The organism is Maribacter hydrothermalis, from assembly GCF_001913155.1.
GTDB classification, from domain to species: domain Bacteria; phylum Bacteroidota; class Bacteroidia; order Flavobacteriales; family Flavobacteriaceae; genus Maribacter; species Maribacter hydrothermalis.
In genome coordinates this window covers 3133760-3153787 of sequence record NZ_CP018760.1, presented here as the reverse complement: position 1 = coordinate 3153787, position 20028 = coordinate 3133760, and the positions used below count along the sequence as shown (strand labels likewise).

Here is a 20028-nt window from a genome sequence, read left to right as displayed (position 1 = left end):
TACTTTTCATATTTGCCAGCTCATTATTACTCTTAAAAAGGTAAGGGTACATATTGTTATATTTGAATTTACCTTTCTAAAATGCTAATTAGGAACAGCAACATGAGATTGTAACACATTAAGAAATGAATTCATGAATTAAATTATAGTATACAAGAAACTAGTTAACACTTTTTAACCATTTTCCTCGTAAGGTCTTTGTAAATTACCTACAAATTGCTAAAAGAAAATTGCTATGAAGTTATTACAAATTGCTTTGCTATGCTCTGCAACAATGTTTGCAACAAGTTGCCAGTCCAATGCTAAGAAAAATTCAGTTTCTGAAAGTGCTGTACAAGTAGAAATTGAACATAAAGAAATTGAAGAAGAAATTAAGTTAAGTCCACAACAATTAAGCAATTATGAAACAGCATATTTTGCTAGCGGATGCTTTTGGTGCGTAGAGGCCATATTCGAAAGTGTAAAAGGTGTTAAAGAAGTAATTTCGGGTTATTCTGGCGGTAAGCAAAAGAACCCTACTTATGAAGATGTCGGTTATGGTAGAACTGACCATGCAGAGGCTGTTGAAGTATATTACGACCCAAAAGAAATATCTTTTACACAATTAGTACAAGTTTTTTTTGGTTCACATGATCCAACCCAATTAAATAGACAAGGACCGGATAAAGGAAGGCAATATCGCTCCATAGCGTTCTATAAGAACGAAGAGCAAAAGAAGATTATAAATGGGTATATGCAAGTCCTAAAAGACCAAAAAGTATATGGCAACGACTTAATTACCACAGAAGTTACTCCATTTACCATTTTCTACAAGGCCGAAGAGTACCATCAAGATTATGAAAAGAATAACCCAAATAATTCATATATACAAAATGTATCTATACCAAGATTAAACAGGTTTAAAGAAAACTTTGGAGATTATCTAAAGAAGAGTGCCCATTAAAAGATCTCCCAAAAAATTACTATCTTCAAGCGTCCCAATTGGGGCGCTTTTTTTATAAATAATAACACACCTAACTAATGAAACTGAAAATCAACCATTTATTATGTATAGTAGTATTAACAACAATCTACAGCTGCAAACAAGAACCAAAAGATGACACACCATGGATATCACTTTTTGATGGTAAATCGTTAAATGGATGGACACAATTAGGGGGGGAAGCTACATATACTGTAAATGATAATACAATAAAAGGTACGACTGTACACAATACCCCAAATTCTTTTATGACATCCGAGAAAATGTACGGTGACTTTATTTTAGAATTAGATTACAAAGTAGACCCTAGTATGAATTCTGGAATACAGATTAGAAGTAATAGTTTGCCACATTATTTAGATGGTAGAGTTCATGGATATCAAATAGAAATAGACCCATCTGATAGAGCATGGAGTGCGGGAATTTATGATGAGGCTAGAAGAGGGTGGTTAAACCCAATGACAGATAATCCTGAAGCTCAAAAAGCATTTAAACAAAACGACTGGAACCATTATAGAATTGAGGCTATTGGAGACACTTTAAAAACTTGGATTAATGACGTACCCGCAGCTTACCTAATTGATGATAAAACAGATAAAGGTTTTATTGCATTACAAGTGCATAGTATTTCTGATGAGCAAAAAGATGGCACAGATATTATTTGGAAGAACATTAAAATCTTAACAGAAGATCTTTCGAAATTTTCACGAAAGAGTCCATTAAAGCCTATAATAACCAAGAATAATTTAGGTGTAGACGAAGCTAAAAATGGTTGGAAAATGCTATGGGACGGTGAAACCACTAATGGGTGGCGAGGAGCACGTTTAGATGAATTTCCAGATAATGGATGGGAAATCAATGATGGTATATTAACTGTTTTATCATCTGGCGGAGAAGAATCTGCAGCTGGCGGCGATATTGTTACCAAAGAAGTATTTGGTGATTTTGAGCTAATGCTTGATTTCAAAATAACGGAAGGCGCTAATAGTGGAATAAAATATTATGTTGATACTGATATAAATAAAGGCCCTGGTTCATCAATTGGTTTAGAATATCAAATTTTAGATGATGAAAAACACCCGGATGCAAAATTAGGAAGTCATGAAGGTAGCCGTACAGTATCCTCGCTTTATGATTTAATACAGGCCAATGTAAATAAGCCTATTAATGCCATTGGGGAATGGAATACCGCTCATATCGTATCCAAAAACAACCATGTTGAACATTGGCTAAATGGAATGAAAGTTTTGGAATATGAGCGTAGTAGTGATGACTACCGTAAATTGGTATCTGAAAGTAAGTATGCCAAATGGCCAAATTTCGGTGAAGCCGAAAAAGGACATATACTTTTACAAGACCATGGAGATGAGGTTTCTTTTAAAAACATTAAGATAAAATCAATTACTAAAGAATAAGTTATGACTACTAGAAGAAATTTTATAAAAAAAACCTCAGCAGGTACTGCCGCAGTGACATTAGGCGGGCTTGTATTTCCTAGCAGCTCATACGCTAACATTCTTGGCGCTAATGACCATATTAATTGTGCTATAATTGGGGTAAGAAGTAGGGCAAAAGCACATGTAATGGCTATTCATAAAGATAATAATGCCAAAATAATTTATTCTTGCGATGTTGATGATATCATTTTGAAAGAGCATAATGAGTGGTGTCAGGAAAACATTGGCTACATACCTAAAACAGAGAAAGATTTTAGAAAGGTTCTTGAAGATAAAGATGTCGATGCGGTTTTTATTGCCACACCAGAACACTGGCATGCACCAATGGCCATACTAGCATTACAAGCAGGTAAGCATGTTTATGTTGAAAAACCTTGTAGCCATAATCCTTATGAAAATGATTTATTGGTTGAAGCTCAAAAGAAATATGGCAAAAAGGTACAAATGGGAAACCAACAACGATCTGCAAATACTTCTATAAGTGCAATTAAGGATATTAAAGAAGGTATTATTGGTGAAGTCTACAAAGGCGAGGCATACTATACGAACAACAGAGGGTCAATAGGAAAAGGAAATGTCGTAGATGTACCCAATACTTTAGATTGGGATTTGTGGCAAGGACCGGCGCCGAGAGAAGATTACAAAGATAATATTCACCCGTACAATTGGCACTGGTTTAGAACTTGGGGTACCGGTGAAGTTCATAATAACGGCACTCATGAAATAGACATTTGCCGTTGGGCTTTAGGTGTAGATTTGCCAGAAACTGTTACCTCGTTTGGAGGGAAGTATACTTTTCAAGATGATTGGGAATTTGTAGACAACCAGCAAGTAACCTATACTTTTGCCAATAATAAATTTTTAACGTGGACAGGACATAGTAGAGGCCAGTTAAAACCAACGCGGCCAGGTCGTGGAAGTACTATTTACGGAAGTAAGGGCAGCATTATGTTAGACCGTAATTTTTATCAACTTTACGATTTAGATGGAAATCTTTTAAAAGAAGAGCTCGAGGGTGCTGTAAGTGCAACCACTAATACCCGTGGCGAAGGACAACTAGATGTCAACCATATAGGTAATTTCTTTGCAGGCATTCGAGAAGATAAGAGCCTTAATGCTGACATTAAAGATGCAAGTATATCTACAATGCTATGTCATTTAGGAAATATGGCTCAAGATGCAGGAGAGACCTTAAAAATTGATATAAACACAGGAAAAGTACTCAATAACGAAAAAGCAATGGAGGCTTGGAAACGAACCTATGCCAAAGGGTGGGAGCCTACACTTTAAAAATTTTTACACTACCGATTAATTAAGGTTTGTGCATCAATTATAACAACAACCTGTTAGTTCATACAAGAATTAGCAGGTTGTTCTTAATTTATTATAAATTTGATTCCTATAGCATAGTACTATTAATCTTACAATTAATTTGAAAATAGTATATTTAAGTTATAGATTCAAGACTCAATTATGAAATGGACTATATATCTTCTTACGTTAGTATCATTAGTTTCATGTACTGAAATAAAAACTAAGAAAAATTCTCATATTACACCAGTTTCTTTTATAGAAGAAGTGCCGACACTAGACGGCAGACCTATAGAAAATTTCTGGAATCTTTTAGAATGGCATCCAATTGACCAAAATTGGATAGGCGGTCCTTTTGACCATGATGATTTTAACGGTAAATATAAAATTGCTTGGAACAGGGATGGACTCTATTTACTATTAGAAATTGTAGACGACACTTTATATAAAAAGTCTAAAGATCCTTTAAAATTATGGTGGAACGATGATTGCGTTATTGTTTACTTGGATGAAGATAACTCCGGAGGTCTTCACCAATTTAATCATAATGCATTTACATACCATGTGGCGTTAGATGGCAATGTTGCTGACTTAGGTAATGATAAAAACCCAAAATTATATAATGACCATATTAAATCTGTGCATGAAACCGAGGATAAAACTACCTATTGGGAAATGTTTATAAAGGTTTATCCCGACACCTTTTTAGATGATTCTGAAATTAAACCTGTTGTTCTAACAAAGAATAAAAAATTAGGTTTTGCTTTGGCGTATGCTGACAACGATACTAGTACAGAACGCGAGAACTTAATTGGTTCTGTTTTTATTTCCGGAGAGAATAAGAATAATGGTTGGATAGATGCAAGTGTTTTTGGAACACTTGAATTGGTTGAATAATTAAAACAGCACAACTTCACTGTAATCTGAAGTTATTACAACTGAACGAGGGCTTTTATCATTTATAATGTACCCTTTAGTAATGGTTGTCGTACCGTTTTTTATAGGTGTTGCTTTTAATTTTGCTGGGATTTTTAATGTTGATGAATTTCCCTTAACATACACTTTGGTCGCAACTTTAGGCATAGCAACATTTAACTCACCATTACGTACACTAACATCTAATTCTTCAAAACCGGAGCCCATTTCTTGAATTTCTACAGATCCAAAATTATTCTTTATAAAAGCATTTTTAAATAACTTATTTATGGTTACATCAGATGATGTTGCCTGCAGTTGCAGTTGTACAACCTCTGACAAGGAAATTTTTTCTGAATAAGAAGTATTTAATTGTCCATAATTCCACTTTTTAACATTCACTGGTGTATAAGATGCAGAAACATAAGTATCTGCACCATCAATTGTTAGAGCCCAAAGGCTTGAATGCGATAATTTCGCATTCAAGTTTTTGGTATTTTCTGCTAGTTTTACCTCACCATGGCGTACATCCATTTTTATTCTAGTAGACTTAGGTAAGCTAATTTTTATGGTTTTCTTAATTTTAAAATTCTTTTGTTCCCCATCAGTTGAGTAATAAAATATAGTTGGTGAATCCCCAGAGTTTTCACTAGGCGTATTTATCCATGTTCTCATCTCTTCTCTTTCTTGCTGTAAATGTGCACGTTTTACTTCTCGTTCTTCAAGTCTTTGTTGTAAATCTTCATGGCGTTTTTCTATCAAAACTTCTCTTTTCTCCAATTGTTCTTCCATGTTTTTTTCCATTCTCTTAGCCTGTTCTTCCATGCGCAAGGCCCATTCTTCTAATCGCTTTTGATGTTTTTTATCAAAACTCTTTTCAAAATTCTTTTGCCATTTTTTCATGTATTTATCTCCATCTTTCGTGTACGCCTCATAATCAAACGAAAAAGCATCTGTTTGTGGTAGTGGTGGCATTTCTGGAAAAGGAGCTATTTGTGGACTGTTAACCACAAAAGAAGCAATCTCCGGAACCTCAATTCTCATGTCACTAAAGTCCCAACGCGAATGAGAATCAAGATCTGCAAAAAAGCTATTACCTTTAGACTTAGAAGATATTCTAATTACCTTACTATTCCCCAAAATTTCTATGGGGCTATTGTTAAAGTAATTCGCTGCTTCTTCTTTTGTAGCTCCCTCTAAAATTATGGTTGCTATTACAGCTACCTCATCCTTGTCCCATGTTTCAAATTCAATATCGGCATAACTGGTATTGATGTCTACTACAGCATCCTCAGCTACAATAAATCGTTCTTGAAATGTTTTCGTTTCCGTTTGGGCATTTACACCAACGACTGTTAAAAAACCTAATGCAATGATGAGTCGCTTAGATACTGTTTTCATTAATTTGTCCATTTTTTGATAATTTTAATTCGTTTAACTTTTTCTTTAATTTCTGTAATAATTGTAATCGCAATTGCAAATTCTCAATAAGCGCCGTAATGGTTTGGTCATTAGGCCCCAATTCTTTTAGTTCAAGATTTAAGGTTTTGTATTCAAGGTTTAAATTATTAAGCTGTTCCATAAAACTGTCTATTAAATCTTTAGTATCGGGAGACACTTCTAATTTTGCCAATTCTATATTAATATTCGCCACATAATAATTCTCTACTTTTTTTAAATCTGGAGAAAGGTCTCCAAATGTAAATTCTGTTTCTTCTTTATCGTTTGGAACCTTCTCTACTATCGTAGTTTTTATGTTATCGTTATCAACAAAAAAGAGCCATCCAAAACCGACACTTAATAAAACCACAATAGAAGCTGCCATACTTAGCCAAAATTTATTAAACTTTTTATCTTTTGGAATTTCACTATTTAGCTTATTTAAAAAACGTACTTCATGTCCTTTATTCATTACAAATTTCTGCTCCTCTTTTTCCTTTTTGAACATTTCTCTAAGATCCTGTTCCATAGTGCTTTTCTTTTAATAGTTCTTTTAAATGTCCTTTTCCTCGTAATAATCGTGTTCTACAGGCCGATTCCGAAATATTCAAAACTTCAGATATTTCTTGGTGGTCATAACCTTCCACCAAATACATTAGTACCACATACCTGTATTTATCCTGTAAATCATCTATTGCGCTTCTCACTTGTTCTAAGCTAATTACAGACGGTACATTCCAATTATCATCTTCCTGAACCACTTGCATATAACTTTCATCCAAAGGCACAATTTTATCTTTTTTCGCCTTTAAAAAATCAATACTCTTATTTATAACAATACGCTTTAGCCAAGCTCCAAAAGTAACATCCCCTTTAAATTGATGAAGTTTTTGAAAAGCCTTAATAAATGATTCTTGCAAAATATCTTCCGCATCATCACTATTCTTTACAAATCTCATAGCAACTATAAACATGCCATCACAATATTTCCTGTACAGTTGCATCTGTGCGGATCTATCATTCTGTTTACATTTCTCTACGACATTGCTTTGAAACATTGGTTGAATAGCTTGGTTTAAGTTTGTTGTTATATTAAGGACGATAGAAAAAAAAGGATGTTGCAAAAATCTCTATTTTTACAGCGCACAATTAATTTTTCTCATTGAAACAAGTTACAATTTCCAATAAGTATATAACCCTAATGGTGCTAGATTATGGCGCTACGATACAAAAACTACTTGTAAAGGGTAAAGATGATAACTATACCAATGTTGTGGTTGGCTATAACCATCCCAGTAGATATCGGTTAGATGAACATGTATTAGGCGCTAGTGTTGGCCGTTATGCGGGTCGTATTTCTAAAGGTGGTTTTAATTTAGACCGAGTTAAGTATCATTTATATGAAGAAGATGGTGTTCATTTACATGGTGGCAAAGAAGGCTTTCATCAAAAATTTTGGACGATAGATGAAGTAAACACAGAAAACAATCCTTTTATAAAGCTATCGTATCTTAGTAAGCACTTAGAAGAAGGTTATCCCGGAAATTTAACGGTTAGCGTTACCTATAGATTAATGGATAACGCCTTACAGGTTATTTATGAAGGGGTAACAGACAGAAGTACTGTAATTAACCTTACCAATCACTCGTATTTTAAACTAGACGCTAGACCATATATAGATGAATGTGAATTACAATTAAACTGCCCATATAGACTTGAAACCAATGAAAATCTACTACCGACCGGTGACATCATCCCCGTTAGAAAGTCAGAATACGATTTTCTTATACCACGTAAAATAGGCGTAAAAAGATTAAACACTATTTTTATTAAAGATTTAGGAAATGAAAAAGTGGCAGAATTACATTCCAAAACTTCGGGCATAAATATGAAAGTTTACACCAACCAACCTGCAGTTGTAGTTTATATGCCAACAGATTTTCCCGGAATATGTTTTGAAAATCAGAACTACCCCGATGCCCCTAATCAACCAGATTTTCCTAAAAGTGTCTTAAGACCTGGAGATATCTACAACAACATATCTATCTTTAAATTTGAAATAGATAAATAAGTAGGTGAATTTTAAATACGGCACAACCAACAGATGAAGGTTTTAAAAAGAATTATTATTACAATTGTAGTTCTCGTTTCCCTCGTTTATTTTGTTGCTATACCCTATATACATAGTGAGGCAAAAAAATTCAGTCCAACAAAATCAGATATTCTTAAACTTGATAAAAACGAACTGGAGATAAATTATTCTAGCCCCTCAAAAAAAGGGAGAACTATTTTTGGTGACCTTGTACCGTATGGGAAAATTTGGCGTACGGGCGCAAATGAACCAACCACCTTTACTACCACCCAATCTTTAAAAATAATTGATAAAGAATTACCCGCAGGAAAATATTCTTTATGGACTATACCAAACAAAGAAAGCTGGAAGGTGATTTTTAACACTAAAATACCTAATTGGGGAGTTACCCGTGTAGATGGTAACCAAACTACACATGAAAGTAAATATGATTATGTTACTGTGGAAGTGCCTGTTACTAAGTTAGATGAAGCAGTTGAAAATTTATCAATAACTTTTGAAGATGATGAAAAAAATAATACGTCACAAAATTTCTTAAGTTTGACATGGGATACTACCAAAATTATGGTTCCCATTTACAAATAGTACATTTACAGTACATCTCCAAAATTATGTTTTACTTATGAAATTAGCCAATCTAAGTACATCAGCTATACTTGAAGGTATTTACACAAACAATGTAGCAATTGTAAGTAAGGCTATTACTATTATTGAAAGTACAAAACTAGAACACCGTAGTTTGGCCAATGAAATAATTGAAGGCTGTATTTCAAAAAAACATGATACTTTAAGAATAGGCATAACTGGCGTACCCGGTGCAGGTAAAAGTACGTTTATCGAGCAATTTGGTGGCCTGTTAACCAATTTAGAAAAAAAAGTAGCGGTATTAACCGTAGACCCTACTAGCAGCAGAACAAAAGGAAGTATTCTTGGAGATAAAACGAGAATGCAAGAACTGGTAAAAAACCCAAATGTTTACATTAGGCCTTCTGCATCAGGCACCTCTCTTGGAGGTGTAGCCAGAAAAACACGCGAAAGTATTGTAATTTTAGAAGCTGCCAGGTTTGACATCATACTAATAGAGACTGTTGGCGTAGGACAAAGTGAAACTGCCGTACATGATATGGTCGATTTTTTTTTACTCTTAAAACTAGCCGGTGCCGGCGACGAATTACAAGGAATAAAGCGAGGTATAATTGAGATGGCAGATACAATTGTAATAAATAAAGCAGACGGAAAAAACATACAAAATGCATCCCAGGCAAAAATGGAATTTAGTAGAGCTTTACACATGTTTCCGCCAAAAGAAAATGGCTGGACTCCTAAAGTTTTAACTTGTTCCGCACTTGAAAACAAAGGTTTGAATGAAATTTGGCAATTAATATCCAATTATAATGACACCATGAAGCAAAACGGTTTTTTCTTTAAAAACCGACAACAACAAAACGAAAACTGGCTAATACAATACGTAGAACAAGAACTTTTAGCTAAATTTTATCAAAATCCAAAGATTAAAGAATTACTTCCTATTCTAAAATCTGAAGTAATTAAAGGAAATACCTCTCCTTTTAAAGCAGCTGAAAAAATATTAAGGTTATTTCAAATTAATTAAATAGGTAATTAAGTGTACGCAATAAGAGCAAAGTATCTTAAAGATAAAAGACATAACTTTGCAGCTATTCAAAAAACAACTTAATGCAACCTATTACCACTTCCTTACTTTCTGTTGTTGTCCCTTTATATAATGAACAGGACAATGTTACACTTTTAACACAGAAAATTCATGAAAGCTTGGTAGGCTATGATTATCAAATAATTTACGTTGATGATTTTTCTAAGGATGATACTAAAAAAGTAGTTAAAGCATTAAAAGATAATAAAGTTCACCTTATAGAGCTGAAAAAAAACTACGGTCAAAGTTTAGCTTTAGCGGCAGGTCTGGATTATGCCGAAGGAGAGTATATTATTACTATGGATGGTGATTTGCAAAACGACCCATCTGATATTCCTGAAATGCTTACGTATGCCGTAAGTGGGGAATTTGATGTTGTTACGGGAATACGTCAAAAAAGGAAAGATTCTTTAGTTAAAAAAATCCCCTCTAAAATTGCAAATTTTCTAGTGAGGCGTGTTACTAAATTAGACATTAAAGATAATGGCTGCGCCCTAAAAGTCTTTACCAAGGATATTGCTAAAGATTTAAATTTATACGGAGAAATGCATCGTTTTATCACCTTATTGGCCTTTTTAGAAGGTGGACAAATAAAACAGGTACCCGTTAAACATCATGCACGTCATGCAGGCGTTTCTAAATATGGGTTGGAACGTGTTTTTAAAGTAGTGGCTGACATGATGCTTCTACTCTTTATTCGTAAATACTTTCAAAGACCCATTCATCTATTTGGTATTTTCGGATTTATAATGATATTGTTGGGTGTTATAATAAATCTATACTTATTGGTAGTGAAGCTTGGTTTTGGAGAAGATATTGGCACAAGACCTCTATTAACATTTGGTATGATGCTTATTTTTGCTGGAATTCAACTTTTCACCATAGGCATAGTTATGGAACTACTAATACGTACCTATTATGAATCTCAAAAGAAAAGACCGTATCGTATTAGAAAAGTTAGTGTAGGTGGTGAAATTAAATAAAAAAGTAACCACCGGATTAAAAGTACTGATCAGTATTATTTTAATTTATTTCATCTTTACAAAAATAGATGTAGGTGAAATAAAAGGTATTCTTTTTAAGAGCAATTTTTTATACGTAGCAATTGCAGCTCTGTTCTTTATACTATCGAAGGTAATCGCTGCTGTTCGTCTTAACCTTTATTTTCATCAACTTAAAGTATTGCTTACCCATGTCAGTAATTTTAAACTATACCTACTGGGTATGTTCTACAATTTATTTTTACCTGGCGGTATTGGTGGCGATGCATATAAAGGCTATTTATTAAAAAAAACATTCAATGTACCTACCAAAAAAATAGTGAGCGTATTGGTTTTAGATCGTTTAAGCGGTCTCCTTTTACTATTTATTTATGCATGTGGATTATTGGCATTTCTTGAAAAAGAAATTTTAAATGGAATTCACTGGATATTCATTTTAGCAATTCCAATATCGATAATCGTATTTTGGCTACTAAATAAAAAATACTTCAGTTACGTACTGCCAATTTTTTGGAAAACCACATTATTATCAACAATGGTTCAACTGGCACAGTTAGTTAGTATTTGGTACATTTTACTCGCTTTAAGAATAGAATACGATCAAATTGCTTATTTAATTATTTTTCTAATTTCATCAATTGTAGCTGTAGTGCCTTTAACTTTAGGTGGTATTGGTAGTCGTGAAGTCACCTTCTTTTATGGGGCTGAGTTACTGAACTTAGACCAAAGCATATCCGTTGGGGTAAGTGTATTATTTTTTTTAATTACCGCCTTGGTATCATTTGTCGGTATATGGTATCATTTCAAAAAAATAAAACTAGAAGTATTTAAAACATCAACTTAATACCATTTAAATATTAGGTTTAATTTATATGTACTAAATGCATTTTACGAGTAACCTTATTACGCGTAGTTGGATTCATGAATTTACCTTGCAGCCTTGTAATTCTAAATTGATTTACTGAAATCTGAGAATCCCAATCAAAGCCGTTGTCCTGTAACATTTTCAACTCATCATCATTGACATATACCCAAATATCTTTTTTGTCTTTTAAAAACTCTGGTGTTACCATTTGTACTGGATACTGATTGTAAAAATCTAACGACCAAGAATAGTCTTTGCCAACTTTATAAATACGCTCTACCGGTATATTTTTTTCAGAAATTACTTTTGCCATTGAAGATCCTCCTTGATATTCTAGTAAATTGGGATAAAAATGGAGATTCAAAACGGCATTAAGCAATATAGACGCGCAAACGGATATAGTAATTAATTTCGCGTACTCCGCTTCCTGCTTTAAAGCGTAAAACCCAATAATTATCGCTGCAACCAAAAGTGAACTATAAGCAACTAAACTATTTAATTTAAACACGAAGAAGCATATTAAAGCAGAAGCAATAAACACAACACCAAGTATAAAATATTGCCCGATCATTAAGATTTTAACAGCTTTTGTTTTATCCGAATTGTACAAATTATACAAATAAGAAGCAGTTAATACTGCAAACAGAGGTATTGTTATATTTAAGTAATGCGGTAGTTTAAATTGGGCAAAACTGATGATTGCGAAAATTAAAGTTATCCCTCCTATCGTTAAAAACTCGTAACCAGGATAATACTTAAATTTTAGTTTTACGAACTGCTTCGTTTTAACCCAAAATGCGGTGATTCCCAAAATTGTCCAAGGAATAAAAACCCACAAAAATGTATGAAAAAAGAAAAAGAAATCGCTACTATTTTTACCTATACCTTCTCCACTTAATCGTTCAAAACTCTGTTCCCAAAAAATAAAAAATATACCACTTCTATTGTCTTTGCCCCGAATTACCTTCTCTGGATGTAAATCAAACTGCAAATAATACGCATATAACATTGGGCTTATTGTAATACCAAATACGAATAGTGCTACTATTACCTTCCAGCTTAAAAAGGCCTTCCATTTTCTAGTATAGAGTAAATGACATAAAATAGGTAGGCCAATGACAAGAAGCGCTATTTGACCCTTTGTTGAAAAGGCAATACCTGCTGCAAACGCTCCTACTCCAATTGCCAATACACTACCCTTTTCTATATACTTCGTTATTTGCCATATAGCAAGGACACTAAAACCTGTCAAAACAGCGTCTGTACGAACATCAATTGCACCTAAAACAATAGTTTGCGCCGTCATAAATACAAGTGCAGCTATTTTACCTACATGTTTATTATATAAAAGACTTCCTAATCCATAACAACTATATGCTGCAAGTAACGTGGACAAAATACCGGGTATTCTATAGGCCCAATCATGTAAGCCAAATATTTTATAAGAAATTGCAGCTAACCAATAATGCATATGTGGCTTATCCAAATATTCTTCAGGACCTTTAAAAAGGCTGAAAAAATCATTCTCCTGTACCATTCTCATGGCCATAACAGAGAATTGGGCAGAATCGTTCTCGAACAACGTTACAAACATTCCGGCAACGTATATCAAGAAGATTAATAAAAGTAAAAACCAGTACCTGAGATTAGATATCATAAGGAAAATTTGCGTAGTGAAAATAAAAATAACTTTACAAATAACCAGCCAAACAAAGAGCCTATTAAAGCTCCCGTAACTATATCTAATGGAAAATGCACTCCAAGATAAATACGGCTGTACGCAACTAAAGCAGCCCAAAGAACTAAGAAAATTCCAATATAGTTTATGACAGATTTTAAAATGCTACCAAAAAAAACCGCCACTGCAAAAGCATTTGCAGCATGTGCTGAAAAATAACCAAATTGACCACCACAGTAACTTTTTACCAACCGCATGTAAGGTGTAATTTCTGGGTTATGACAAGGTCTTAATCTTTGAATTCCATACTTAAAAAAATTACTTAATTGATCCGTTACAGTAATTAATAATGCAACGGTCACTAATAAGACTAAAGTTCTTTTACCTCCAAATTTTTGATATGTAAGTATCAGTAAGAATATATAAAGCGGTATAGCACTTAATTTATGGGAAAGAAATTGAAAAAAATTATCCCATTGAGGAGTACCCAGACCATTGAGAAATAAAAAAAAATCTTTATCTAATTGTAAAAGCTCTTGAAGCATAATTCTTAATCTTCATATCTAGCTACTTCACGATCATAAAATGCCGTGGCCGCTTCAATTAAATTTTCAGCTTCTTCCTCTAATTCTTTTTCATCTTCCTTAGAAAATTCTTCGAGCCATTCTACTTCATCATTTTCGAGATTAATAATAAACCTTGGAAATTCGGTATGAACAACAAATATTGCCGTTGGATAATCCGTATTATCACCCAATAAAAATTTTGGAAACTCCATAGAAATTATACTATATAATTTAAAATTAAATTACTGAAACAACTATATTCTCCCTTATCCAGCAATTAGTTTTTTTGTTAAGTAATTAAATCGAAGATACAACATAATAGCCGATGCCGTTAATCCTATGAGTAAACCTATCCATATTCCCGTACTTTTTAAATTAGTATGAAGGCATAGGTAATAACTCACAGGAAAACCAATTAACCAGTAAGATATAAAAGTGATTACCGTTGGTATCTTAACGTCTTGAAGTCCACGTAATGCACCTAGAACCACAACTTGTATTCCATCTGAAATTTGAAAAAATGCCGCTACAAGTAAAAGTTCTGCAGCAATAATCATTACTTCTGTATTATCGGTAATACTAGTTACATCATTAATATCTAAATACAACGTAGGAAACCAATGCCTACCTATAAGAAAAAGGGCTGCAAAGAAAATTTCTAATAAGAAGGTGAGTAAAAATATGGACTGAGCTATGCGTCTAAGTTCTTTAAAGTTAAATAAGCCTTTTTGATTACCTACACGAATCATAGCGGTAACGCCTAAGCCCATACCAAACATAAATGTCATACTACTAAGGTTCAATGCAATCTGATTTGCTGCCTGTGCATTTTTACCCAAAACGCCACTTAACCAAACTGCAGAAGTAAATATTCCTACCTCAAAAAACATTTGTAACGACGACGGAAATCCTAGTTCTATAATTTTTTTTATTACTCTCTTTTCAATTTTCGCAAAGTTAAATCCGGTTACATAATATTTAAATTTATCCTTTGTTTTTAGAATGAACCACAAATAAAATACCATGAAAAATCTCGACACCAACGTACCAATAGCTGCGCCGACAATTCCCATTTTGGGAAAACCAAAATTTCCAAATATCAATATGTAATTTAAAACTATATTAATAATATTTGCCACTACAGTAGCATACATTGGGTATTTTGTTTGTGATAATCCCTCGGAAAATTGTTTAAAAGCTTGAAAAACAATCAATGGAACAAGAGAAAAAGCAACCAAATCTAAATAAGGTAAAGCTAACTCCACAACCTCAATAGGCTGTTTCATTATATACATTATAGGTTTAGCAAGTAAAATCAACCCAAAGAGGGTTAAGCCTAAGACAGTACATAATACCAAACCATGTTTTAAAGCGCTTTTGGCATTATCTTTATTACCGGCCCCATCTGCTTCTGCGACTAAGGGTGTAATTGCCGTAGAAAATCCTATACCTAAGGACATAGCTACAAAAACAAAACTATTTCCTAATGAAACAGCTGCTAATTCCGCTGTACCCAATTGCCCAACCATTATGTTATCTGCCAACTGCACAAACGTATGCCCTAACATACCCAATATTACAGGAACTGAAAGCTTAATATTATACCTAAATTCTTCGGTGTATTTCTGTAACAAACCTTAATCTAAAATTTTAAACAAAGGTACTTCTAATTAGATGATTTTTTCTTACCAATAAAAGCTCTATATGATATAATATTTTGATCTACATTATTTTAATTAATCAGAAATAAAGGTTTCGCAGTCTCATAATACAGCCAAAACCGTAAACTCTTAATAATCATTTTCAAATTTTAAAAGTTATTCTAAACACCTATATCCCTTTAAAAATACAGCACTAGTACAACGTATAGTTGGCTTTAAGAATAGAAAGTAAATTGCATAGGGTAGCTAAATAAAAAAGCAAAAGGCACTAACTATGTAAGTTGCTACGTTATTAATATGCAAACTACCTTGGGCAAGGCCACGAGGCATTAAAACGAAAATCAACATTAAATTTCGACCTAAGCGTTGGAACATTTAAACCTCGATTATTGAGTAAAACACTAACCTACTTATAAAATGAATCAAAACCCTCTAGTATGGATTATAGATGATGATGATATTTCTAAATATATAATTAGAAAAAATCTTCAACAATTATCAATAACAAATGTTGTTGAGTTTTCTGATTCATTGGAACCTTTAAAAGGTATAACTAAAAATATTGATTCTGTAGATAAGCTTCCGGACATTATTCTTTTAGATCTAAATATGCCTATTCTTGACGGTTTTGAATTCATGGAAGAATTTAAGATACTAAATAAAGAAATAGCAAAAGAAATTCATATTTACATGTTAACATCATCATTAAGTTCTAATGATTTGGTTCGTGCAAATTCATATCCAGAAATATCGGAATATCTTATTAAACCTATTGCTTTTCAAAGTTTAGAAACCATTGTTAAAAACATATTACAAAATTAAAAATATAATTTAATCATTAGTTTTTGCTTGATTCCAAAACACATCCATTTCGGCAAGGGTCATATCTTTAAGCTCTTTGCCCATTTGTTTTGCTCCTTTTTCAAGATATTGAAATCGCTTAATGAATTTTTTATTAGTGCGTTCAAGTGCATTTTCAGGATTTACGCCCAAAAACCGGGCATAATTTATCATTGAAAAAAGTACATCTCCAAATTCCGATTCAATTTCATCCGTATTTCCGGCAGTAACCTCGGCCTGTAATTCGTTTAATTCTTCCTGAACCTTTTCAAAAACTTGCTCGGGCCGTTCCCAATCGAAACCAACCCCTGCTACCTTGTCTTGGATTCTATTGGCTTTAACTAATGCAGGCAAACTCTTTGGAACACCTTCTAAAACACTTTTTTTACCTTCTTTTAGTTTTATTTGTTCCCAATTACGCTTTACTTCTTCGGCATCAGAAACTATTGTATCCCCATAAATATGTGGATGTCTATGTATTAGCTTATCGGATATTGCATTTGCCACGTCGGCAATATCAAAATCATTGGTTTCAGAGCCAATTTTAGCATAAAAAATAATATGAAGGAGCACATCACCTAGCTCCATTTTAACTTCATTCAAATCATTATCTAGAATAGCATCGCCCAATTCATAGGTCTCTTCAATAGTCAAGTGCCTAAGCGTTTGCATGGTCTGCTTTTTATCCCAAGGACATTGCTCTCGTAACTCATCCATTATAGTCAATAATCTATCTAATGCCTTTAATTGATCTGTTCTACTATTCATGAATACCATTTTTACAAAAATACATATCTGCAGTTTCACTGGCTAAAAATCCTGTTTAGTTTTCGTACATTTAAAAACACAATATCTTTAATCCTAATACCGACCCTAATGAAAACACGTAGAAACTTTCTAAAACAAACAAGTTTGTTTAGCGCTGCAACCCTATTTACGCCGCAAACAAGTTTTTCATTAACTAAAAACACTTCTTATGGTGTACAGCTCTATTCTTTTAGAGATAGTATGTTAGAAAACCCTAAGAAAACATTAGAAGAAATCGCAAGTTTAGGTTTTAAAGAGATAGAAAGTGCAGGGTCATCAAAAGGGTATTACTATGGGCTTGCACCTACTGACATGGGTAAAACTTGCAAAGCTTTAGGCATGAAGATTACTAGTGGTCATGTGCATCTTGATGATAAATTTGAACAAACCATGGAAGATGCCGTTGCATCGGGTCAAGAATACCTAATTTGTTCTTCAATGCCTTCTGATGGACAAACAATAGACAACTATAAAAAAGTTGCGGAACAATTCAACATTGCCGGAGATGCCTGCAAAAAAATAGGTTTAAAGTTTGGGTATCATAATCATGAGTATGAATTTGAATCGGAAAATGGTCAAGTGCTTTATGATGTTTTAATGGATAATACCGAAAGTGATTTAGTTCATATGGAGCTGGATCTGGGTTGGGTAGTTGTTGCGGGTAAAGACCCTATTGATTATTTTAAAAAATATCCTGGCAGGTTTCCGCTATGGCATTTAAAGGATATGAATATGGAGGAAAAAGTTAGTACCGAATTTGGTAAGGGAGCAATAGATATAGAACACATGCTTATAAACAAAGAATTATCTGGTGTTAAACATATTTACATAGAACAAGAAGAATATGCAAGTACACCTTTTGAGAGCATGAAATATAATATGAATTTCCTAAAAAATATTTAAACGCTATTATGAAAGATACTATTCAATTTTTCAGTTCGATTATAGTGCTGATTTTTGTAAATTCTTGTAAAGCGCAAACAACTTCTTTAGTAGCCGAAAATGCTAAATTAGTTCAAATAGCTAACGAATATAGTTTTACCGAGGGCCCTGCGTCCGATCAAGAAGGTAATGTGTATTTCACTGATCAACCAAATGATAAAATTATAAAATGGAATTCCTCAAACAATTCTTTAAGTGTTTTTAAAGAACCATCCGGTAGGGCAAACGGACTGTATTTTGACCATAATGGTAGGCTTTTAGCTGCAGCAGATGAAAATAATGAAATATGGCGTATAGATGAAAATGGAAAAGTGGATACCTTAATTACCAATTTTGAAAATAAAAAATTGAATGGTCCAAATGATTTATGGGTAGATTTAAAAGGTGGTATCTACTTTACAGACCCTTATTACCAAAGGTCGTATTGGGATAGAACAACTGCAGAGTTAACCAATAAAAATGTATATTATATTTTGCCCAATTCAAATACAGTATTTATTGCCGCAACAAATTTGGTACAGCCAAACGGAATTATAGGAACTCCAGATGGCAAAACACTTTATGTAGCAGATATAGGGGATCAAAAAACTTACGCGTATACAGTAACGGAAAATGGCAACCTAACTGACCGTAAGTTATTTACAACTATGGGCTCTGATGGTATGACGATAGATAATAAAGGTAACATTTACCTAACAGGCAACGGAGTTACCATATTTAATTCGAAAGGAGAAAAAATACACCATATACCTATTAATGAAGAATGGACTGCTAATGTAACTTTTGGAGGCAAAAATCAAGATATTTTATTTATTACTGCAAAAGGTTCCATTTACACCTTACAAATGAATGTAACCGGAGTTAGGTATACTTATTAAAATCAAAAGATCATATTGCGCACCACCGGTAATATCACAATAGATTAATATTTATAGGACAACCTGTATTTGACATTCACACTTCTACAGCGTACAAATTAAGAATACTGCAGCAAAGAGTGTTAAATAGTATATATTCCTTGATTTTTTTTATCTTAATCCACTTAAAACCAACCAAACTATGATTACCTATATTTTTGAATTTATTGGCACGGCAATGTTAATTCTTATTGGAAATGGCATTGTTGCCAACCTAGTACTAAAAGGCACCAAAGGAGGAGACTCCGGTTGGGTAGGCATCTCTATCGCATGGGGCTTGGCTGTATTTATTGGCGTATTTATTTCCGCAGATATTAGTGGAGCACATCTAAATCCCGCAGTAACTATTGGCTTAGCAACAGCTGGTAAATTCTCATGGACATTAGTACCAGGGTACATTGTTGCTCAAGTTTTAGGAGCCATGATGGGTAATCTATTAATATGGCTTACGTACAAAAAACAATATGAAGCCACCGAAAATTCTGATGCCATTTTAGGTACCTTTTCAACCTCACCGGCTATTCGTAGTCCGTTTTGGAATATGGTAACTGAAGTTATTGGAACTTTTGCCCTGGTATTTGGTGTTTTTTACATTGCCGGTAGTAAAATGGGAGAAGAAACAATTTCTCTGGGTGCGGTAGATGCGCTACCTGTGGCATTTTTGGTAATGGGGATTGGGTTTGGCTTAGGAGGGCCAACTGGGTATGCTATAAACCCGGCAAGAGATTTTGGCCCACGTTTATTACATGCCTTACTACCCATTAAAAACAAAGGCAACAGCGATTGGGGCTATGCCTGGGTACCCATAATAGGTCCAATTATTGGTAGTATTTTAGCTGCTTTTTTATATTTATTAATTGAATCATTACACTAAACAATACA

Annotated in this window: 21 protein-coding genes; 13 read left to right on the top strand and 8 right to left on the bottom strand. The window is 33.5% G+C overall.

Going from position 1 to position 20028, the window contains the following annotated elements:
• The first annotated feature begins 235 nt into the window (after nucleotides 1-235).
• The 4 genes from msrA (at nucleotide 236) to BTR34_RS13590 (ending at nucleotide 4647) form a co-directional block, all read left to right on the top strand.
• Nucleotides 236-943: a peptide-methionine (S)-S-oxide reductase MsrA gene (msrA, locus tag BTR34_RS13605; RefSeq protein WP_068486338.1), complete on the top strand. Its 708-nt coding sequence runs from the start codon at nucleotides 236-238 to the stop codon at nucleotides 941-943.
• A 77-nt stretch (nucleotides 944-1020) separates the two neighbouring features.
• Nucleotides 1021-2397 carry a 3-keto-disaccharide hydrolase gene (locus BTR34_RS13600; protein WP_068486336.1) on the top strand — a complete coding sequence of 459 codons (1377 nt, stop codon included), beginning with the start codon at nucleotides 1021-1023 and terminating at the stop codon, nucleotides 2395-2397.
• 3 nt (nucleotides 2398-2400) lie between these two features.
• Nucleotides 2401-3729, top strand: coding sequence for a Gfo/Idh/MocA family oxidoreductase (locus BTR34_RS13595; protein WP_068486335.1), 1329 nt, complete (start codon nucleotides 2401-2403; stop codon nucleotides 3727-3729).
• 183 nt (nucleotides 3730-3912) lie between these two features.
• The gene (locus tag BTR34_RS13590; protein WP_068486333.1) at nucleotides 3913-4647 is read left to right on the top strand and encodes a sugar-binding protein; all 735 of its coding nucleotides are present in this window, start codon (nucleotides 3913-3915) and stop codon (nucleotides 4645-4647) included.
• Here BTR34_RS13590 and BTR34_RS13585 read toward each other — a convergent pair whose 3' ends face one another.
• The 3 genes from BTR34_RS13585 to BTR34_RS13575 are packed head-to-tail and all read right to left on the bottom strand — an operon-like array spanning nucleotide 4648 to nucleotide 7163.
• Nucleotides 4648-6078, bottom strand: coding sequence for a hypothetical protein (locus BTR34_RS13585; RefSeq protein WP_068486331.1), 1431 nt, complete (start codon nucleotides 6076-6078; stop codon nucleotides 4648-4650).
• A complete protein-coding gene (locus tag BTR34_RS13580; RefSeq protein ID WP_068486329.1) occupies nucleotides 6050-6634 on the bottom strand; it encodes a hypothetical protein in 585 nt (194 codons plus the stop codon). Before BTR34_RS13580 ends, BTR34_RS13585 begins: the two co-directional genes overlap by 29 nt.
• Nucleotides 6618-7163, bottom strand: a complete 546-nt coding sequence (locus BTR34_RS13575; protein ID WP_068486554.1) for an RNA polymerase sigma factor — start codon at nucleotides 7161-7163, stop codon at nucleotides 6618-6620. The genes BTR34_RS13580 and BTR34_RS13575 overlap by 17 nt, the downstream gene beginning before the upstream one ends.
• Nucleotides 7164-7267: 104 nt before the next feature.
• On the opposite strand from BTR34_RS13575, the gene BTR34_RS13570 reads away from it, so the two are divergent.
• From BTR34_RS13570 to BTR34_RS13550, 5 genes are all read left to right on the top strand, one after another.
• The gene (locus BTR34_RS13570) at nucleotides 7268-8176 is read left to right on the top strand and encodes an aldose epimerase family protein (RefSeq protein ID WP_068486327.1); all 909 of its coding nucleotides are present in this window, start codon (nucleotides 7268-7270) and stop codon (nucleotides 8174-8176) included.
• A gap of 33 nt (nucleotides 8177-8209) precedes the next feature.
• Entirely contained in the window at nucleotides 8210-8782 is a 573-nt protein-coding gene (locus tag BTR34_RS13565) for a DUF2911 domain-containing protein (RefSeq protein ID WP_068486325.1), read from the top strand.
• 37 nt (nucleotides 8783-8819) lie between these two features.
• Entirely contained in the window at nucleotides 8820-9809 is a 990-nt protein-coding gene (gene meaB, locus BTR34_RS13560; protein WP_068486323.1) for a methylmalonyl Co-A mutase-associated GTPase MeaB, read from the top strand.
• Between the two features lie 83 nt (nucleotides 9810-9892).
• Complete coding sequence (locus BTR34_RS13555; protein WP_068486321.1) at nucleotides 9893-10852, top strand: glycosyltransferase family 2 protein; 960 nt, start codon at nucleotides 9893-9895, stop codon at nucleotides 10850-10852.
• The gene (locus BTR34_RS13550) at nucleotides 10836-11714 is read left to right on the top strand and encodes a lysylphosphatidylglycerol synthase transmembrane domain-containing protein (protein ID WP_068486319.1); all 879 of its coding nucleotides are present in this window, start codon (nucleotides 10836-10838) and stop codon (nucleotides 11712-11714) included. Before BTR34_RS13555 ends, BTR34_RS13550 begins: the two co-directional genes overlap by 17 nt.
• Nucleotides 11715-11733: 19 nt before the next feature.
• Here the strand turns inward: BTR34_RS13550 and BTR34_RS13545 are convergent, their stop codons facing one another.
• Genes BTR34_RS13545 through BTR34_RS13530 form a run of 4 tightly spaced genes read right to left on the bottom strand, consistent with a single transcriptional unit; the run spans nucleotide 11734 to nucleotide 15613 of the window.
• On the bottom strand, nucleotides 11734-13392 hold the full coding sequence (locus tag BTR34_RS13545; RefSeq protein ID WP_068486317.1) for an ArnT family glycosyltransferase: 1659 nt from the start codon (nucleotides 13390-13392) through the stop codon (nucleotides 11734-11736).
• Nucleotides 13389-13958, bottom strand: coding sequence for a phosphatase PAP2 family protein (locus BTR34_RS13540; RefSeq protein ID WP_068486315.1), 570 nt, complete (start codon nucleotides 13956-13958; stop codon nucleotides 13389-13391). The genes BTR34_RS13545 and BTR34_RS13540 overlap by 4 nt, the downstream gene beginning before the upstream one ends.
• A gap of 5 nt (nucleotides 13959-13963) precedes the next feature.
• Complete coding sequence (locus tag BTR34_RS13535) at nucleotides 13964-14191, bottom strand: hypothetical protein (RefSeq protein WP_068486313.1); 228 nt, start codon at nucleotides 14189-14191, stop codon at nucleotides 13964-13966.
• A 54-nt stretch (nucleotides 14192-14245) separates the two neighbouring features.
• Nucleotides 14246-15613 carry an MATE family efflux transporter gene (locus tag BTR34_RS13530; protein ID WP_068486311.1) on the bottom strand — a complete coding sequence of 456 codons (1368 nt, stop codon included), beginning with the start codon at nucleotides 15611-15613 and terminating at the stop codon, nucleotides 14246-14248.
• A gap of 444 nt (nucleotides 15614-16057) precedes the next feature.
• On the opposite strand from BTR34_RS13530, the gene BTR34_RS13525 reads away from it, so the two are divergent.
• Nucleotides 16058-16462 carry a response regulator gene (locus BTR34_RS13525; RefSeq protein WP_068486309.1) on the top strand — a complete coding sequence of 135 codons (405 nt, stop codon included), beginning with the start codon at nucleotides 16058-16060 and terminating at the stop codon, nucleotides 16460-16462.
• A 9-nt stretch (nucleotides 16463-16471) separates the two neighbouring features.
• Here BTR34_RS13525 and mazG read toward each other — a convergent pair whose 3' ends face one another.
• Complete coding sequence (gene mazG / locus BTR34_RS13520; RefSeq protein WP_068486307.1) at nucleotides 16472-17248, bottom strand: nucleoside triphosphate pyrophosphohydrolase; 777 nt, start codon at nucleotides 17246-17248, stop codon at nucleotides 16472-16474.
• Between the two features lie 108 nt (nucleotides 17249-17356).
• Here mazG and BTR34_RS13515 point away from each other — a divergent pair, with 108 nt between their 5' ends.
• The 3 genes from BTR34_RS13515 (at nucleotide 17357) to BTR34_RS13505 (ending at nucleotide 20020) form a co-directional block, all read left to right on the top strand.
• Entirely contained in the window at nucleotides 17357-18190 is an 834-nt protein-coding gene (locus BTR34_RS13515) for a sugar phosphate isomerase/epimerase family protein (protein ID WP_068486305.1), read from the top strand.
• An 8-nt stretch (nucleotides 18191-18198) separates the two neighbouring features.
• A complete protein-coding gene (locus BTR34_RS13510; protein ID WP_068486303.1) occupies nucleotides 18199-19107 on the top strand; it encodes an SMP-30/gluconolactonase/LRE family protein in 909 nt (302 codons plus the stop codon).
• A 181-nt stretch (nucleotides 19108-19288) separates the two neighbouring features.
• Entirely contained in the window at nucleotides 19289-20020 is a 732-nt protein-coding gene (locus BTR34_RS13505) for an MIP/aquaporin family protein (protein ID WP_068486301.1), read from the top strand.
• Nucleotides 20021-20028 lie beyond the last annotated feature (8 nt).

Excerpts from the sequence above, each read along its gene's own strand:
- msrA (WP_068486338.1), top strand. The coding sequence starts at position 236 with ATGAAGTTATTACAAATTGCTTTGCTATGCTCTGCAACAATGTTTGCA.
- BTR34_RS13600 (WP_068486336.1), top strand. The coding sequence starts at position 1,021 with ATGAAACTGAAAATCAACCATTTATTATGTATAGTAGTATTAACAACA.
- BTR34_RS13595 (WP_068486335.1), top strand. The coding sequence starts at position 2,401 with ATGACTACTAGAAGAAATTTTATAAAAAAAACCTCAGCAGGTACTGCC.
- BTR34_RS13590 (WP_068486333.1), top strand. The coding sequence starts at position 3,913 with ATGAAATGGACTATATATCTTCTTACGTTAGTATCATTAGTTTCATGT.
- BTR34_RS13585 (WP_068486331.1), bottom strand. The coding sequence starts at position 6,078 with ATGGACAAATTAATGAAAACAGTATCTAAGCGACTCATCATTGCATTA.
- BTR34_RS13580 (WP_068486329.1), bottom strand. The coding sequence starts at position 6,634 with ATGGAACAGGATCTTAGAGAAATGTTCAAAAAGGAAAAAGAGGAGCAG.
- BTR34_RS13575 (WP_068486554.1), bottom strand. The coding sequence starts at position 7,163 with ATGTTTCAAAGCAATGTCGTAGAGAAATGTAAACAGAATGATAGATCC.
- BTR34_RS13565 (WP_068486325.1), top strand. The coding sequence starts at position 8,210 with ATGAAGGTTTTAAAAAGAATTATTATTACAATTGTAGTTCTCGTTTCC.
- meaB (WP_068486323.1), top strand. The coding sequence starts at position 8,820 with ATGAAATTAGCCAATCTAAGTACATCAGCTATACTTGAAGGTATTTAC.
- BTR34_RS13555 (WP_068486321.1), top strand. The coding sequence starts at position 9,893 with ATGCAACCTATTACCACTTCCTTACTTTCTGTTGTTGTCCCTTTATAT.
- BTR34_RS13545 (WP_068486317.1), bottom strand. The coding sequence starts at position 13,392 with ATGATATCTAATCTCAGGTACTGGTTTTTACTTTTATTAATCTTCTTG.
- BTR34_RS13540 (WP_068486315.1), bottom strand. The coding sequence starts at position 13,958 with ATGCTTCAAGAGCTTTTACAATTAGATAAAGATTTTTTTTTATTTCTC.
- BTR34_RS13535 (WP_068486313.1), bottom strand. The coding sequence starts at position 14,191 with ATGGAGTTTCCAAAATTTTTATTGGGTGATAATACGGATTATCCAACG.
- BTR34_RS13525 (WP_068486309.1), top strand. The coding sequence starts at position 16,058 with ATGAATCAAAACCCTCTAGTATGGATTATAGATGATGATGATATTTCT.
- mazG (WP_068486307.1), bottom strand. The coding sequence starts at position 17,248 with ATGAATAGTAGAACAGATCAATTAAAGGCATTAGATAGATTATTGACT.
- BTR34_RS13515 (WP_068486305.1), top strand. The coding sequence starts at position 17,357 with ATGAAAACACGTAGAAACTTTCTAAAACAAACAAGTTTGTTTAGCGCT.
- BTR34_RS13510 (WP_068486303.1), top strand. The coding sequence starts at position 18,199 with ATGAAAGATACTATTCAATTTTTCAGTTCGATTATAGTGCTGATTTTT.
- BTR34_RS13505 (WP_068486301.1), top strand. The coding sequence starts at position 19,289 with ATGATTACCTATATTTTTGAATTTATTGGCACGGCAATGTTAATTCTT.